The sequence below is a fragment of the Leclercia sp. TB492 genome (genome assembly GCF_049974505.2).
In the GTDB taxonomy this organism is placed as follows: Bacteria; Pseudomonadota; Gammaproteobacteria; order Enterobacterales; family Enterobacteriaceae; genus Enterobacter; species Enterobacter adecarboxylatus_C.
The window spans coordinates 36,381-51,420 of sequence record NZ_CM127572.1; the positions used below are offsets into that span (position 1 = coordinate 36,381).

Below are 15,040 nucleotides of genomic sequence, written 5' to 3' on the forward strand. Positions count from 1 at the left end.
TCTCCCTGAGGGGAGAGGGCATCAGGCTACGCGGACGTCTGAACCCGTCTTCTCGAATCCATCGAAATCAGCACCACCGACGACACAATCAACAGCGTGCCCAGCCAGTCCGGCAGGGTAAACGCCACGCCCAGTAAAATCACCGACAGCAGGGCGCTGCTCAGCGGCTCAGCGCAGCTCAGAATGCTCGCCTTCGGCCCGCCAATCATCTGCGCGCCTTTCAGATACAGGCTGAAGGTCACCGCCGTGCCGATCACCACCAGATAGAAGAACGCCAGCAGCAGGCTACCGTCGACCACGAAAGCGGTGCCGCGCCCGGCATAGAACGGCGTCAGCATTAACCCTGCCAGCAGCATACTCCAGCCGACGATCGGCAGCGTGCCGTAACGGGCAATCAGCGTGGAGGGGTAGGTGGTATAGAACGCCGCGGCGAAGGCGGAGGCGATGCCCCAGCAGAGCGCGGCCGGGGAGATAGTCAGCGAGGTCGGGTCGCCGTGGGTGACCAGTAAAAAGGTGCCGACAAGCGAGGTCATGATCGCCGCCAGCACGAAAATGCCCGGGCGCTTTTTGCGCGCCAGCGCGAACCACGCCACGATAATGGTCGGCGACAGGAATTGCAGCACGGTGGCGGTGGCGGCGTTGGATTTTTCAATCGTCACCAGGAAGGTGAGCTGAACGATCAGCGCCCCGAACAGGGAGAAGATCAGCAGGCTGATGGCGTCTTTGCGATTTTTGATGACCGAAAAAATCTTGTCGCCGTGGACGAATGAGAGCGTCAGCAGGATCACGCCGGCAAACAGCAGGCGGATCATGGTCAGATAAGGCGAGGGGATCTGACTTTTCTCCATGATGTACTGCGCGCAAACCCCTGAGCTGCCCCATAAAATGGCGGCGATCAGGACGTTCAGCATCCCTTTACGTGTGGAACCCATGCTCTCCCCTGCGATAGTGGCTTTCAAAGGCCAGCAGCATAACACGGGTCCTGCCGGGTGGCGCTACGCTTACCCGGCCTACAAAACTTTGTAGGCCCGTGCAAGCGCAGCGCCGCCGGGCGCAGTTGATTTAGAACCAGGCTTCCCACATCGCGCCGACGTTGAAGTCGTCGAGCGTTTCATCTTTCGTGTTGTTCACGCGGGCGGTGCGTTCGTTATCCACCTTGCCGCCGGTGACGTAGAAGCGCAGCATCGGACGGAATTCCGGGCCCATCGCGATGGACATGTTCTGCGACAGGGTCAGCTTCCAGCCCTTGTTATCCCCGCCGTTGTCGTAATCAACATGCTGCCAGCCCGCTTCCAGCCAGGTGGAGTGCACGTCGTTCCACCAGTGCATTGGCCGCACGATGGCGTTGTAGTTCTTGCGGTTGTCGGTGCTGTCACGGCTGTTGTCGTAGTCGTGGAAGGCCAGAATGTACTCCACCTGGGTCGCCTGGGTGAACTTGTGCAGCCCTTCGAAGCTGGCGTACACCGTGGTCAGGTCCTCGGTTTTGTTGAACACGCTGTTATCGGAGTTATCAGAGTAGCGGGCGATCACCTTGTTCACGCCGCTGTCGTTGGTGTGGCTCAGGACCACGCCGCCCTGCCAGGCGTTGGTGCGCTCTTCGGTGTCGATGGCTTTCGAGTCAAAGCCGTAGTTCGCGTACAGCTCCAGGTCGATGGGGCCGAGCTTCATGCCGTGAATTTTGGAGGTGGCCGCGTAGTTGCCCTTGTCGCCGGTGCCGGAGCCGCCGGTACAGGTGATGCGCGACGGGTTGGCCTCGTCGTCCATCACTTCCGGGCTACAGGATTCGACTGCCGCCACGGTCGCCACGTCAAACTGCACGCCGCCGATGTCGAAGTTCTTCACCCCGGCCCCCTGGCCGTCGTGGTTCATCCAGAAGTAGTCGTTGATGCCCTGCTGCGGACGCTGGTGGAAGTCACGCCCGGCCCAGAGATAGGCGTTCGGGTTGGACGCCAGAATGTTGGTCACCCCGGCGTAGGCCTTCTTCAGGTTAACCTCGTCGCCCCAGTGGTCGATCATCACGTTGACGTCCCAGATGGCGCCGTTTTCGCCCTTGAAGGCTTTTGAGAGCTGGAACTCGCCGCCGTTGCCTTCGTTACCCAGACGGCCGATCGCCGAGGCGCCGTTATAGGACCCGTCCACCGCGACGTATTTCTGATCGGCGGCCTGGAAGTGCGCCCCGTAGCGGGCATAGCCGGTAAATTTAATCCCGAACGGGATCGCCATATCCGGGGACTGGGCGGCGCTTTGCGGTTCGTTGATGACGTCGGCTTTTTTCGCCACCGCGGCATCCATTTTCGCCTGGCGATCGGCCAGGGCTTTATCCACCGCTCTGGCCACAATGGCGTCGATTTGCTCCTGCGTAAATTCCTGTGCGAATCCGGAAACCGGGCAAAGCGCGGCGATAACCGCCATTGTTAATGGAAGTTTTTTAATCATATTCATGGTTATCTCAATATATTTAAATTTTATTCAGACAATAACCACCCCGTTCCGGATTGACAGAATATGTCGCTATCATCAGAAAAGGTTGATTTTTATTTTTTAGGATACAGAGGCTTTATACTATTATCGTAACGATATCTCCGGTGCTGATATTTAATTAATTAACGCTGATACAGGTGAATAATTTCTTCGGATAATTCACGGGCCAGCAGCGAGTTCATTAAGTGATCCTGGGCGTGTACCATAATTAACGTCATCGGCTGACGGGCTTCGCCCGCGTCCTGCTCGATAAGTTTGGTCTGCATATGGTGCGCCTGGCGCGCGTAGCCATCGGCTTCGCGCAGCAGGCTTTTCGCTTCGTCAAAGTTGCCCTGCCGCGCAGCATGCAGTGCTTCAAAGCACAGGCTGCGCGACTGACCAGCATTGACGATGATTTCCATTACGGCTTCTTCTAAGGCAATCATCATCAGTTACTCTGTTTATTTATCAAAACTGTTATTTAGAGAGGTGGCAGCAAACCACTCTCCGCTCTTTTTAATGGTGCGTTGCTGCGTTTCCAAATCGAGCTGGACAAAGCCATAACGATTTTTATAAGCATTACACCATGACCAGTTATCAATAAATGTCCACATATGGTAGCCAAGACAATTACAGCCTTCGCTAATGCCTTTATGCAGCCATTTAAGGTGTTCAGAAATAAAATCGATTCGATATTGGTCGTTAATCTGGCCGTTCTCAATAAAACGCTGCTCGTTTTCGACGCCCATACCATTTTCAGAAATAAAACAGCGTGGGTTGCCGTAATTATCGCGCAGGTTAATGAGAATATCGTAAATACCTGGCTCGTAGATTTCCCAGCCGCGATACGGGTTCATCTTGCGGCCCGGCATCTCGTAGCTATCGAAGAACCACTCCGGCATAAACGGTGCCTGCGGATTAATGGCCGTATCACGACACTTCACCCGACGCGGCTGGTAGTAGTTAATGCCCAGCAGGTCGATTTTGCCGTCGGCAATCAGGGCGCTGTCTTCCGGCAGACAGACGGGCAGCTGATCGTACGCTTTCAGCATCGCCACCAGATCCGCCGGGTATTCGCCACACAGCACCGGATCGAGGAAGCTGCGGTTAAACAGCAGATCGCAATGGTGCGCGGCTTTCACGTCCGCCGGATTCTGCGAGCGCGGATAGGACGGCGTCAGGTTCAGCACGATGCCAATCTCACCGGCAAAATGCCCGGCGCGGAAGGCGCGAACCGCCTGGGCATGGGCCAGCACGGTGTGATAGGCCACGGTTGCCGCGCGACGGAAATCGACCACGTTCGGGTAGTGGAAGTCGTACAGATACCCGCCCTCTACCGGCACAATCGGCTCGTTAAAGGTAAACCAGTGCATTACCCGATCACCAAAAAGCTCAAAGCAGGTTTCTGCGTAGCGGGCATAGGCCGCCACCACATCACGGTTTTCCCACCCGCCAATCTCCTGCATCGCCATCGGCATGTCGAAGTGGAACAGGGTGATAAACGGCTTGATACCCTGGGCAATCAGTTCGTCGATCACCTGATTGTAGAAAGCAACCGCTTCCTGGTTCACTTCACCGGTGCCTTCCGGGATGAGACGCGCCCAGCTTATCGAGGTGCGAAAGCTATTGTGGTTCAGCTGCTTTAACAGCTGAATGTCGGCTTTCCAGTGCTGATAAAACGTGGAGGTATTCTGCGGCCCTACCCCATTGTGAAAGCGATTCGGTTCGGTAGCGAACCAGTGATCCCAGGTGGTTAATCCCTTGCCACTGCCCTGGCTTTCCCCTTCGGTTTGCAGTGCAGAACAGGCGCTACCCCACCAGAAGTTTTCGGGAAATGCATATTTCATAAAACGTCCTCTTTGACTTAATTACCGACGGTCTCTGCTGCACCTACGGTTGCCTGCGCTTTTTGTTCTTCGGTTTTCATCAAGGAACGTTCATAAGCACGCAGGAACGGTAAATACATCACCGCCGACATGACCATACAAATGACGCACATCACCACCGGACTGAGCGCCCAGTTTGCCGCCCATGAGGCACCAATTGGCGCCGGAGTGGTCCACGGCGTCAGCGAGACGACCTGTGCCAGCCAGCCGAGTTTGGTGGCGGTATAGGCTAGACAAGCGTTGATCATCGGAACGAACACGAAAGGAATAAAGAGCATCGGGTTCATGATGATCGGCGCACCGAACAGAATAGGTTCGTTGATATTAAAGAAGCTTGGCACCACGCCCATTTTGCCGATGGTGCGCAGGTGGGTGACGCGGCTGCGCAGCAGCAGGAAGGCCAGCGGCAGGGTCGAGCCCACACCACCAATCAGCAGGTAGTGATCCCAGAAGCCCTGCAGGTAGACATGCGGCAGCGCAGCGCCGGCAGCCAGTGCGGCCTGGTTGGCGGAGAGGTTAGCCATCCAGAACGGGTTCATAATGCCGGTGACAATCAGCGCGCCGTGGATGCCGGCGAACCAGAAGATCTGGCACAGCAGCACGGAGAGCAGAATGGCAGGCAGGGAGTCAGAGGCGGAAACCAGCGGCTCCAGCAGGTGCATAATCGCCTGCGGGATGATCATCCCGGTTTGGGCTTCGATAAACAGGTTCAGCGGGTGCAGGGTACCAATGATCACCACCACCGGGATCAGGATCTCAAACGAGCGCGCCACGCCGGTCGGCACTTCCTTCGGCAGACGGATGGTGACTTTATGGTCCTTCAGCCAGGCGTAAACGCGGGTGGCATAGATGGAGGTGATCAGGGCGGTGAAGATCCCCTGGCCCGACAGATACTGGGTAGAGATTTTGCCGTCGGCGTAAGGGGCGGCCACCAGCAGGAACGCCATAAAGGCTAGCAGGCCGGACATCACCGGGTCAAGATTGAACTGGCGGCCAAGGCTGGCGCCAATCCCTACCGAGATGAAGAAGGTCATCACGCCCATGCTGAGGTTAAACGGCAGCATCAGCTGTTCACGGTAGGTCTCGGAGAAATCGAGCCAGCCGCGGGCAAAGCTGTTGGTGGTGTCTGCGGAGAACGGCGGGAAGATAAACACCAGCATAAACGAGCCGATGATCATAAACGGCAGCGCGGCGGTAAAGCCGTCGCGGATGGCAATCACGTACTTCTGCTGGCCCAGCTTGCCCGCCAGCGGTGCGATGGACTGCTCAATGACGGCAACCATAGATTGATATAACGAACTCATGAGAACACCTTCTTAGTGTGCCGCTTCGATGAGCGACAGAGCATAGTCCAGCACTTTATCGCCACGTTGCATACCGTAATCCATTGTATCGATGGACTGTACGGGTATGCCCTGGGTGGCAGCCTTGTCTGAGAGCGTTTTTAACATGTATTTGACTTGCGGTCCGAGAAGCACGACCTGATATTGCGGAAACTGTGTATCAAATTCTGAAACACCATACGCATCGATTTTGACCGGTAAACCGCGTTCGTTCGCGGCTTCGACCATTTTCCGAACCAGCAGGCTGGTGGACATCCCGGCAGAACAGCACAGCATTATCTTGAACATCGACAACCATCCTCAAAATGTAAATAGTTATTGCGGAGATGATTGGATAACATATGGAAACCGGTTTCCATTGATATAAGACAGAAGTGTGACAGCCATCAAGATCCCTTGCTTATGGGCCCTGATTATCAGATTCAGGTCACGAATTTTGGCTGCTTTTGCATCATATGGAGTGGAAACGGAAAATCGGTTTCCATGGAAAACGGAAACAGATATACTCCTGAGTGGCTATAATATGAGCCGAAGTGGAATCAGGAATTACAGGGGCCTGGAGAGACCTGTCAGGGGATAAAGATGTCTACAATCAACGATGTATCACGTCTGGCCGGGGTGTCCAAAGCCACGGTATCACGGGTGTTGAGCGGGTCGCGCGGCGTGAAGGAAGCCAGCCGCCAGGCCGTACTGAAAGCAGTGGAAGAGCTGAACTATCGGCCAAATGTGATTGCCCAGTCGCTGCTCAGCCAGTCTACCGGCTGTATCGGCGTCATTTGCGCCCAGGACAACATTAACCAGACCACCGGTTATCTGTACGCGCTGGAAAAACACCTTAGCCAGCACCAGAAGCACCTGCTGCTTCGCTTCGCCAACACCAAAGCCGAAGTCATGAGCGCGCTGGATGAGCTGTCCTGCGGGTTATGCGATGACATTCTGATTATCGGCGCCCGTTTTCCGCTGCATATCGATCAGGAGAACGTCATCCTGGTGGATTGCATGGAAACCAACAACGTCAATAGTATCCAGTACGACCATGCCTTTGCCGCGGAAACCGCGTGTAACTTCCTTGCCAGCCAGGGGCGACGCCAGATTGCCCTGATCCACCCGCACGGCAGCGGTTTTGCCGATCAGGTGCTGCTGGGCTACAAGCATGGGCTGGAAAAGAACTTCCTGCCGTTTAATCGCAACCTGGTCTTTATGGAAGCCACGTCATCCTCCGTGGCCCTGCAGGAGCTGCTTAACAACGCCACTACGGTGAATTTCAACGCCCTACTGGTGGCCGATGAGCAGGAAGCGCAGCGGGTGATCCCGCAGCTGCAGGCGTTCAACCGATCGGTACCGGGCGACATCATGGTATTCAGTCTTGCGGGCTCCCTGCACCTGCCGGGCATTCCGACCATTCCGGCGATTGAGTACTCGATGGATGCCATGGCGGCACGGATTGTCAGCTGGCTGAATGAGAAGACCCAGATGCTGGGTTCGTATGTGCTGCGCGGGGATTTAATTATTCCGGATGTGCGACGCTAAAAAAATTAAGGGGGCTGTAGGGCCCCTTAATGCGTAATCAGTAATCCTCCATGCAGTCCACCTGACTCACGGCATCCCAGTAACCTTCCTGGTTGTTCCGCTCCATCGCCACGACCGCATTTTTGACCAGCATCTGATTGGCCTCAGAGGTCATAATCATCGCCTGCCACTCTTTATCACTTTGCTTGCGTTGCGGGGCACAGGCTTTCTTCACATCCTTCAAAACCGACTGTTTCATTTGTTCTAATTTGACCGGGTCGTTCAGTTCCTGAGCATGAACGAAGGCGGCAAAAAGCAGGCAGACTACCAGGCAAAACAGGTGCGCTGACTTCATGGAAACCTCCGGAAAAACCACACACGTTTATGAAATATATCGTTACATCCGCCTTTGCGACCCAAGCCGAAAGTATTAATTTTGCCAATAGTTGCGCAGAGGTACGAATAAGCGTAGCCGCACAATTTGGCGGACAGGCAAACCCGGAAGAAAAATTTGTGACGGCAGGCGGTTGCCAGAGAACAAAGGGTGATGCTGCTCGCAAAGGCAATTTAGCGTTGATTGCACTTACATTTTTTAACGCGCGTTACGCCAGAGTTTGCTGTTTTTATCGTGGGCAGAATGTGGGATAGTCGACGTGCAACGTAACGGGAGAATGATATGCAACTGAGTATTACCGACACCATTACTGAACACGAACAGGAAGAGTTACTGCAGGGGTTGCGGGTCTACAACAGCCAGTTTATTAGTTTTTCCCGCGTGGCGAGTGATATCGCCGTGTATGCCCGCGATGAAGGCGGCAAAATGCGCGGCGGGCTGATCGGCAACCGTCAGGGCGTGTGGCTGAACATCAAATATCTGTGGGTCAGCGAGGAAATACGCGGCAGCGGGCTCGGTGGCCAGCTGATGCAGGCCGCTGAAGAGGAAGCTAAACGCCAGGGGTGCCAGCATGCGCTGGTGGATACCTTCAGTTTCCAGGCGCGTCCGTTTTATGAGAAGCAGGGCTATGAGCTGACCATGACGCTGGACGATTTTCCCTACCCGGGAATCCAGCGGCATTACCTCTCGAAGGCGCTTTAAGCGCCAATACCATGACCTATCACCGCCAGCACATGGCGCACAATACTGTCAGGCGAGAGAGTGGTTAACCTCTCGTCATTGCGCATCCGCGAGAAAGGCACCAGCACCAGGCTTAACAGAGTGGTGAACAGCAGTTCCGGGGCCAGATCGCGGTTCAGTTTTCCCTCCTGCTGCCAGCGGGCAATGGTATCCAGCGTCGCCTGATATTTCTCATCGCCAAACCGGGCCTGCAGGTGCGCGCGCAGTACCGGCATTTCACCAATCACCTCCTGCATCCACAGCGGCGCGAACCAGCGGTGCTCGACGGCCAGGTCGGCCAGCTTTTTCACCATCAGCGTCAGGGCGGTGACCGGATCGTCCGGGTGGGCGCTGAAAAGCGTCGCGATGGCGCTGCGAAGCGGCAGAAAACGCTCCTCGATCATGGCATCAAGCAGCTGCTCCCGTGAGTTGAAATAGTAGTGCAGCATCGCCGGCGTCACCCCTGCCTCTTTGGCAATGGCGTTAAGGGAGGTGCGGGCAATCCCCTGACGGGCAAAGAGATCGAGGGCGATATCCAGCAGCTGCTCCCGGCTGGTGGCAGTGGGCTTGCTCCCGCGCGGACGCCCCGGGCGGCGGGCCTGTGGCGTGGGCTCAGAATTATCTTTATGTGCTGACATACGCGGGGCATCCCTTGACCTGATTCATAACTTCATTAAATATTAATTATCAAATTAATTAATTTCAAGCGGTGTTTTATGGCGTCCGAATCGACAACGCAAACCAAAAACGCGCCCTCAATCCGATTGCTGTTTAGCGCGCTCCTGCTGGTAATGCTGCTTTCGGCTCTCGATCAGACCATCGTCTCCACGGCGCTGCCCACCATTGTGGGCGAGCTGGGCGGGCTGGATAAGCTCTCTTGGGTGGTGACGGCCTATATCCTGAGCTCCACCATAGTGGTGCCGCTGTACGGCAAATTTGGCGATCTTTTTGGCCGCAAAATCGTGCTGCAAATTGCGATCGTCCTGTTTCTGGTGGGCTCTGCCCTGTGCGGACTGGCGCAGAACATGACCCAGCTGGTGCTGATGCGCGCCCTGCAGGGGCTGGGCGGCGGCGGGCTGATGGTGATCAGCATGGCGGCGGTGGCCGATGTTATCCCGCCGGCGGATCGCGGCCGCTATCAGGGCCTGTTCGGCGGGGTCTTCGGTCTGGCGACGGTGATCGGCCCGCTGGTCGGCGGCTTTCTGGTGCAGCATGCCTCCTGGCGCTGGATTTTCTATATCAACCTGCCGCTGGGGGTATTTGCGCTGCTGGTGATCGGCGCGGTCTTCCACGGCAGCGCGAAGCGCAATAAACATGAGATCGACTATCTGGGGGCGATTTACCTCAGCATGGCGCTGCTGTGCATCATCCTGTTTACCAGCGAAGGGGGCACGGTACGGGAGTGGAGCGACCCGCAGCTGTGGTGCATTCTGGCCTTTGGCCTGACGGGCATCGCCGGGTTTATCTATGAGGAGCGGCTGGCGTGGGAGCCGATTATTCCCCTGTCGCTCTTCCGCGATCGCAGCTTCCTGTTATGCAGCCTGATTGGCTTTATTATCGGTATGTCGCTGTTTGGCTCGGTGACTTTCCTGCCGCTCTATCTACAGATTGTCAAAGAGGCCACCCCGACCCAGGCCGGGCTACAGCTGATCCCGCTGATGGGCGGGCTGCTGCTGACCTCCATCATCAGCGGCCGCATTATCAGCCGCACCGGGAAATACCGCCTGTTCCCGATCCTTGGCACCCTGCTGGGCGTGGTCGGCATGGCCCTGCTCACGCGGATCACCATTGATTCGCCGGTCTGGCAGCTGTACCTGTTTACCGGCGTGCTGGGGGCGGGGCTGGGTCTGGTGATGCAGGTGCTGGTGCTGGCGGTACAGAACAGCGTGTCGGCGGACCAGTATGGGGTGGCGACCTCCGGCGTGACCCTGTTCCGCTCCATTGGCGGGGCGATTGGCGTGGCGCTGTTTGGCGCGGTCTTCACTCACGTATTGCAGTCGGGCCTGATGGCGCGGATACCCGAGGGCACCGAACTGCCGCGGGAGATGAATCCTGTCGCCATTCACCATCTGCCTGACGCTCTTCGCCTGGACTACCTGGACGCCTTTGGCTCCGCCATTCATGCGGTATTCCTGATGGCGGCAGGAATTATGGTGCTCGCCTTTGTGCTGTCGTGGTTTTTGCGCGAGGCGCCGCTGCGCAAGCGGGAGGCGTAAGGTTAGCGGTTCCGCTCATTGTTGCGAGTCGCTTTCCGAAACTTGATGACCAGGCTTGTCTTCCTTAACGCTGCTGGCGCATGCTTTGGCCTGGTCAATAAAACAGCAGAGGTTGCGATGGAACGTAAAGCAAAACTGTTCAAAAAAGGGCGAAACCAGGCGGTGCTACTGCCCGCAGAGTTCGCGTTTGATACGGAGAGCGTCTGGATCCGGCGGGATGAGGAGGGGAATGTTGTTTTGGCTGCAAAACCTGCCCAGCAGAAAAGCTGGGATGAATTTTTCAGGATGCTGGAAAGCACCACCGTCCCTGATTCCTTTTTAAGTCCGGAGGAAAGAAATCAGAGTATTACCAAGAGAGATCCTCTGGGTGGAGTTCAGGTATGAAGCCTGATCTTCAACGCCCGGTGGCGCTACGCTTACCGGGCCTACGAAAGTTCTCCGTCTCTTCGCGTAGGCCGGGTAAGCGTAGCGCCACCCGGCAAAACTCGCATATAACTTATCCTTCTTACTGATGCCATTTCGTTTTTTAGCCTGCCGCTGCGTTGCCGATATAGTCGATAAAACAGTTATCAAAAGGATATGACGGGTGAAACTTCGATTAGGTGCGCTTCTTCTCGCTGGCCTGCTGCTGGCGGGCTGTGACCAAAGCGGCAGCGATGCCAAACACATTAAGGTGGGCGTAATTAACGGCGCCGAGCAGGACGTGGCGGAAGTCGCCAAAAAAGTGGCGAAAGAGAAGTTCGGCCTGGATGTCGAGCTGGTGGGCTTTAGCGGCTCGCTGCTGCCGAACGACGCCACCAACCACGGGGAGCTGGACGCCAACGTCTTCCAGCACCGCCCGTTCCTGGCGGAAGACAATAAAGCCCACGGCTACAAGCTGGTGGCCGTCGGCAACACCTTTGTGTTCCCGATGGCGGGCTATTCCCGCAAGATCAAATCGGTGGCGGAGCTGAAGGACGGCGCGACCATCGCCATCCCGAACGACCCTACAAACCTGGGCCGCGCGCTGTTGCTGCTGCAAAACGAAAAGCTGATCGCCCTGAAACCGGACGTCGGTTTGCTGCCGACGGCGCTGGATATCACTGCCAACCCGAAAAAGCTGAACATCATGGAGCTGGAAGGGGCGCAGCTGCCGCGCGTGCTGGACGATCCGAAAGTGGATGTGGCGATTATCAGCACCACCTATCTCCAGCAAACCGGACTCTCGCCGGTGCATGACAGCGTCTTTATCGAAGATAAAAACTCGCCGTACGTGAATATCGTGGTGACGCGGGAAGACAATAAAGATGCGGAAAACGTGAAGGAATTTATCCAGTCGTATCAGTCGCCAGAAGTGGCGAAGGCGGCAGAGACGATCTTTAACGGCGGGGCAGTGCCGGGCTGGGAATAACGTTAATCGTGCCGCGACGAGACTTTTCGTCGCGGCCAGAAACAAATTGGCCCGATCCCATCGCTGATTGCCCTTTTGCCCACATCCTGTCACCAGCCCTCCGGCTATGCTTTCCGCATACAAACCGGAGAACAGACCATGAACATTACCCACATTCGCAACGCGACGCAGCTCATCACCTATGCCGGAAAACGCTTTCTGATTGACCCGCTACTGGCACCCAAAGACGCATACCCTGGTTTCCCCGGCACCGCCCGGGCGGAGATCCGCAACCCGACGGTGGAGCTGCCCTGCGCGGTGGAAAGCCTGCTGGATGTCGATGCGGTAATCGTCACCCATACCCACGCCGATCACTGGGATCAGCATGCCATCGAGCGGATCGCCAAAGCGATGCCGATCTTTGTGCAGCACGACGATGACGCCCGGCTGCTGCGCAGCCAGGGCTTCCACAATCTGACCGTTTTGACGGACAACACGCCGTTTGGCGAGATTCAATTGAGCAAAACCCACGGCGGTCAGCACGGTACCGACCGCGCTTACGCAGTGCCGGAGCTGGCGGAGCTGCTCGGTGAGGCGTGCGGCGTGGTGTTTCGCCATCCCGACGAAAAAACGCTGCTGATTGCAGGCGACACCATTTTGCGCCCGCAGGTCGCCGACGAACTGCAAAAGCTGCAGCCGGATGTGGTGGTTCTCAACGCCGGGTACGCGCACGTGATCGGCTTCGGGCCCATCATTATGGGTGCGGAGGATGTGCTGAATGTGCACTTCCTGCTGCCGCAGGCAAAACTTGTCGCCGTCCATATGGAGGCCATTAACCACTGCCTGCTGACGCGCAGCGCACTGCGGGAATACGTCGACGCCAACCAGATAGGTGAGGCGGTCATTATTCCTCAGGACGGGGAAAGCGTTATAGTCTGAACAGTATCGGGGCAGAGGAGAACAGTGTGAAGCTAACAACAGTGGCGATTGTCGCCGTCGACGGGTTCAGCCCCTTTCACTACTCTGTGCCCTGCATTCTTTTTGGCGATACCGTATCGGGTAAAAAGCGCTTTAACGTAACGATCTGCGCCGAAAACCCGGGGTTACTGACCTCCCGGGAGGGTTTCGCCCTCAATGCCACGCAGGATTATTCCGCCATCAGGCAGGCCGATATCGTCGTGGTGCCTTACTGGGCACACGTGCTTGAATGCCCGCCGCAGACGTTGCTCGACAGCCTGGTGCAGGCCAGAGACAACGGAGCGGAAATCGTCGGGCTGTGTCTGGGGTCATTTGTTCTCGGATATGCAGGCATTCTGGATGGCAAACGGGCGGCGACTCACTGGGAATTTGAACGCCAGTTCCAGTCGCTGTTCCCGGCGGTAGAGCTGGATATCAATGCGCTTTACGTCGATGACGACAACATCATCACCTCTGCCGGGACCGCCGCCGCGCTGGACTGTTGCCTGTACATCATCCGGCAGCGCTTTGGCAGCGAGGTCGCCAACCAGATTGCCCGCCGGATGATCGTCCCGCCGCACCGCGAGGGCGGGCAGGCGCAGTTTATTGCCCAGCCGGTACCGGAAACGACCCGCGATGCGCGGATCAACAACCTGATCGATTATCTCCAGCGTAATATCAGCCAGCCGCTGAACCTGGATACGCTGGCAGAGAGCGTGGCGATGAGTCGCCGCACGCTGACCCGCCATTTTATGAAAGCCACCGGGATGAGTGTTGCCTCGTGGATCACCGCCGAACGCCTGCGGCGTAGCCAGCTGTTGCTGGAGAGCAGCAATCTGCCGATCGAGGCGGTGGCGGAGCAGGTGGGGTACCTCTCAGCCGTGACCTTGCGCCAGCAGTTTAAAGCCCGCTTTGGCGTCAGCCCGGCGGAGTGGCGCAAAACGTTCCGTATGCGATCGTAGGCCGGGTAAGCGCAGCGCCACCCGGCATTTACCCCAGCTTCTCCATCCGCGTTTCCCCTTCCACCATCGACAGCTGATAGAGCGAAAACGATCGGTGCTTTTCAATCAACGTCGCCAGCTCCGGGGAGTGACTGGTGAGCCAGATCTGCGAGTAACGGCTGGCCTCGGCAATCAGACTCGCCAGCGCGGGCAGCATCTGCGGATGCAGGCTGTTTTCCGGTTCATTGAGGGCGATAAAGGCGGGCGGGCGCGGGCTTAACAGCGCCACCGCCAGACAGAGAAAACGCAGCGTGCCGTCGGAAAACTCCGCGGGCTCCAGCGGTCTGCTTAAGCCTTCACGCTGCATCATCATGCGAAAACGCCCGCCGGTGTTGTCGCTGTAAAACACGCAGCCGGGGAAGGCCTGGTCGAGGATGCGCATCAGCAGCAGCTCGTCGCCAATCTCGACAATGGTCTGAAAGGCCGCGGCCAGGTTTGCGCCGTCGCTGGCCAGCACCGGGGAGCGGAACCCCACCTGCGGGGCGCGGATCGCCGAGCCGGAGGAGACGGAAAACTCATGATAAAAGCGCCAGTTACGCAAAGACTCGCGCATCTGCGACACCTCCGGGTAGAGGTGCGGCTCCCCCAGCTGCCCGAACACCGATTCGTTCTCATACAGCGTGCCGCTGTGGGTCACTTTTTCGTGATGCACGTTATTAAGAAATACGGCCTGATTCTTGCGCTTCATCAGCTGTGACGACGGGCGTCGGTGCTGGCCGCTCAGCCAGATGGACTCCTCTTTGATCACCGGATCGAGCTGAAACTGTGAGGGATAAGGCAGCTTTTCGACAAAGCCCACCTGCAGTTCATATTCGTAAGTCTCGGTTTCCACCGCCAGATTCATGCGCCGCAGCCGATCGCTGCGGGTTTTGCCCGCCCAGAAGACCTTTAAAATCCCGCCTTCATTGGCCAGCGCCTGGGAAAACTGCCCCTGCGCCGCGCTGTGCATCAGGTGGATCGCCTTGTAAATATTGGATTTCCCGGTGCCGTTCGGACCGAAGACGATATTGAGCTGCTGCAGATCCAGCGACAGGTCGCGAATCGAGCGGTAGTTTTGAATATGCAGGGTATTGATCATCGGCGGACCCACTTTGGCGGACTAATCCTGTACAAAGTTACAGTGTTCTACGCAAAGTGCAAAAAAAGACGACAGTGAGGTGTCGTCTAAACGGGGTAGTGCTTCGG

At 56.9% G+C, this 15,040-nt stretch carries 17 protein-coding genes; 8 read left to right on the forward strand and 9 right to left on the reverse strand.

Annotated elements, in window-relative coordinates:
- Nucleotides 1–26: 26 nt before the first annotated feature.
- The 6 genes from ACP4QI_RS00180 to ACP4QI_RS00205 form a co-directional block, all read right to left on the reverse strand.
- Nucleotides 27–932, reverse strand: coding sequence for a DMT family transporter (locus ACP4QI_RS00180; protein ID WP_142487690.1), 906 nt, complete (start codon nucleotides 930–932; stop codon nucleotides 27–29).
- 130 nt (nucleotides 933–1,062) lie between these two features.
- Nucleotides 1,063–2,442, reverse strand: coding sequence for a carbohydrate porin (locus tag ACP4QI_RS00185; RefSeq protein WP_445730301.1), 1,380 nt, complete (start codon nucleotides 2,440–2,442; stop codon nucleotides 1,063–1,065).
- A gap of 161 nt (nucleotides 2,443–2,603) precedes the next feature.
- Nucleotides 2,604–2,906 (reverse strand): PTS lactose/cellobiose transporter subunit IIA, encoded by a 303-nt coding sequence (locus ACP4QI_RS00190; RefSeq protein ID WP_072250852.1) that lies wholly within the window; start codon nucleotides 2,904–2,906, stop codon nucleotides 2,604–2,606.
- A 15-nt stretch (nucleotides 2,907–2,921) separates the two neighbouring features.
- Nucleotides 2,922–4,307 carry a glycoside hydrolase family 1 protein gene (locus tag ACP4QI_RS00195; RefSeq protein WP_426495890.1) on the reverse strand — a complete coding sequence of 462 codons (1,386 nt, stop codon included), beginning with the start codon at nucleotides 4,305–4,307 and terminating at the stop codon, nucleotides 2,922–2,924.
- Nucleotides 4,308–4,324: 17 nt separating this feature from the next.
- The gene (locus ACP4QI_RS00200; protein WP_106995599.1) at nucleotides 4,325–5,650 is read right to left on the reverse strand and encodes a PTS sugar transporter subunit IIC; all 1,326 of its coding nucleotides are present in this window, start codon (nucleotides 5,648–5,650) and stop codon (nucleotides 4,325–4,327) included.
- A 12-nt stretch (nucleotides 5,651–5,662) separates the two neighbouring features.
- Nucleotides 5,663–5,977 carry a PTS sugar transporter subunit IIB gene (locus tag ACP4QI_RS00205; RefSeq protein WP_032615638.1) on the reverse strand — a complete coding sequence of 105 codons (315 nt, stop codon included), beginning with the start codon at nucleotides 5,975–5,977 and terminating at the stop codon, nucleotides 5,663–5,665.
- Between the two features lie 294 nt (nucleotides 5,978–6,271).
- On the opposite strand from ACP4QI_RS00205, the gene ACP4QI_RS00210 reads away from it, so the two are divergent.
- The gene (locus tag ACP4QI_RS00210) at nucleotides 6,272–7,219 is read left to right on the forward strand and encodes a LacI family DNA-binding transcriptional regulator (protein WP_142487693.1); all 948 of its coding nucleotides are present in this window, start codon (nucleotides 6,272–6,274) and stop codon (nucleotides 7,217–7,219) included.
- Nucleotides 7,220–7,256: 37 nt separating this feature from the next.
- Here ACP4QI_RS00210 and ACP4QI_RS00215 read toward each other — a convergent pair whose 3' ends face one another.
- Complete coding sequence (locus tag ACP4QI_RS00215; RefSeq protein ID WP_279869600.1) at nucleotides 7,257–7,553, reverse strand: YicS family protein; 297 nt, start codon at nucleotides 7,551–7,553, stop codon at nucleotides 7,257–7,259.
- A gap of 29 nt (nucleotides 7,554–7,582) precedes the next feature.
- Between ACP4QI_RS00215 and ACP4QI_RS00220 the strand changes: the two genes are divergently transcribed.
- Together ACP4QI_RS00220 and ACP4QI_RS00225 are read left to right on the forward strand one after the other, a co-directional pair.
- The gene (locus ACP4QI_RS00220; RefSeq protein ID WP_426495891.1) at nucleotides 7,583–7,846 is read left to right on the forward strand and encodes a hypothetical protein; all 264 of its coding nucleotides are present in this window, start codon (nucleotides 7,583–7,585) and stop codon (nucleotides 7,844–7,846) included.
- A gap of 28 nt (nucleotides 7,847–7,874) precedes the next feature.
- Complete coding sequence (locus ACP4QI_RS00225) at nucleotides 7,875–8,294, forward strand: GNAT family N-acetyltransferase (RefSeq protein WP_142487695.1); 420 nt, start codon at nucleotides 7,875–7,877, stop codon at nucleotides 8,292–8,294.
- On the opposite strand, the gene ACP4QI_RS00230 is transcribed toward ACP4QI_RS00225, so the two are convergent.
- Nucleotides 8,291–8,950 carry a TetR/AcrR family transcriptional regulator gene (locus ACP4QI_RS00230; RefSeq protein WP_426495892.1) on the reverse strand — a complete coding sequence of 220 codons (660 nt, stop codon included), beginning with the start codon at nucleotides 8,948–8,950 and terminating at the stop codon, nucleotides 8,291–8,293. The two genes, ACP4QI_RS00225 and ACP4QI_RS00230, sit on opposite strands and share 4 nt — an antisense overlap.
- Before the next feature lie 78 nt (nucleotides 8,951–9,028).
- On the opposite strand from ACP4QI_RS00230, the gene ACP4QI_RS00235 reads away from it, so the two are divergent.
- The 5 genes from ACP4QI_RS00235 (at nucleotide 9,029) to ACP4QI_RS00255 (ending at nucleotide 13,816) form a co-directional block, all read left to right on the forward strand.
- Nucleotides 9,029–10,528, forward strand: a complete 1,500-nt coding sequence (locus tag ACP4QI_RS00235) for an MDR family MFS transporter (RefSeq protein ID WP_426495893.1) — start codon at nucleotides 9,029–9,031, stop codon at nucleotides 10,526–10,528.
- 45 nt (nucleotides 10,529–10,573) lie between these two features.
- Nucleotides 10,574–10,912 (forward strand): antitoxin, encoded by a 339-nt coding sequence (locus tag ACP4QI_RS00240; RefSeq protein WP_426495894.1) that lies wholly within the window; start codon nucleotides 10,574–10,576, stop codon nucleotides 10,910–10,912.
- Nucleotides 10,913–11,114: 202 nt separating this feature from the next.
- Entirely contained in the window at nucleotides 11,115–11,918 is an 804-nt protein-coding gene (nlpA, locus tag ACP4QI_RS00245) for a lipoprotein NlpA (RefSeq protein WP_142487699.1), read from the forward strand.
- A 138-nt stretch (nucleotides 11,919–12,056) separates the two neighbouring features.
- On the forward strand, nucleotides 12,057–12,836 hold the full coding sequence (locus ACP4QI_RS00250) for an MBL fold metallo-hydrolase (protein ID WP_156262613.1): 780 nt from the start codon (nucleotides 12,057–12,059) through the stop codon (nucleotides 12,834–12,836).
- A 26-nt stretch (nucleotides 12,837–12,862) separates the two neighbouring features.
- Complete coding sequence (locus ACP4QI_RS00255; RefSeq protein ID WP_231313361.1) at nucleotides 12,863–13,816, forward strand: GlxA family transcriptional regulator; 954 nt, start codon at nucleotides 12,863–12,865, stop codon at nucleotides 13,814–13,816.
- Between the two features lie 28 nt (nucleotides 13,817–13,844).
- Here the strand turns inward: ACP4QI_RS00255 and ACP4QI_RS00260 are convergent, their stop codons facing one another.
- The gene (locus ACP4QI_RS00260; protein ID WP_142487702.1) at nucleotides 13,845–14,933 is read right to left on the reverse strand and encodes an AAA family ATPase; all 1,089 of its coding nucleotides are present in this window, start codon (nucleotides 14,931–14,933) and stop codon (nucleotides 13,845–13,847) included.
- Nucleotides 14,934–15,040 lie beyond the last annotated feature (107 nt).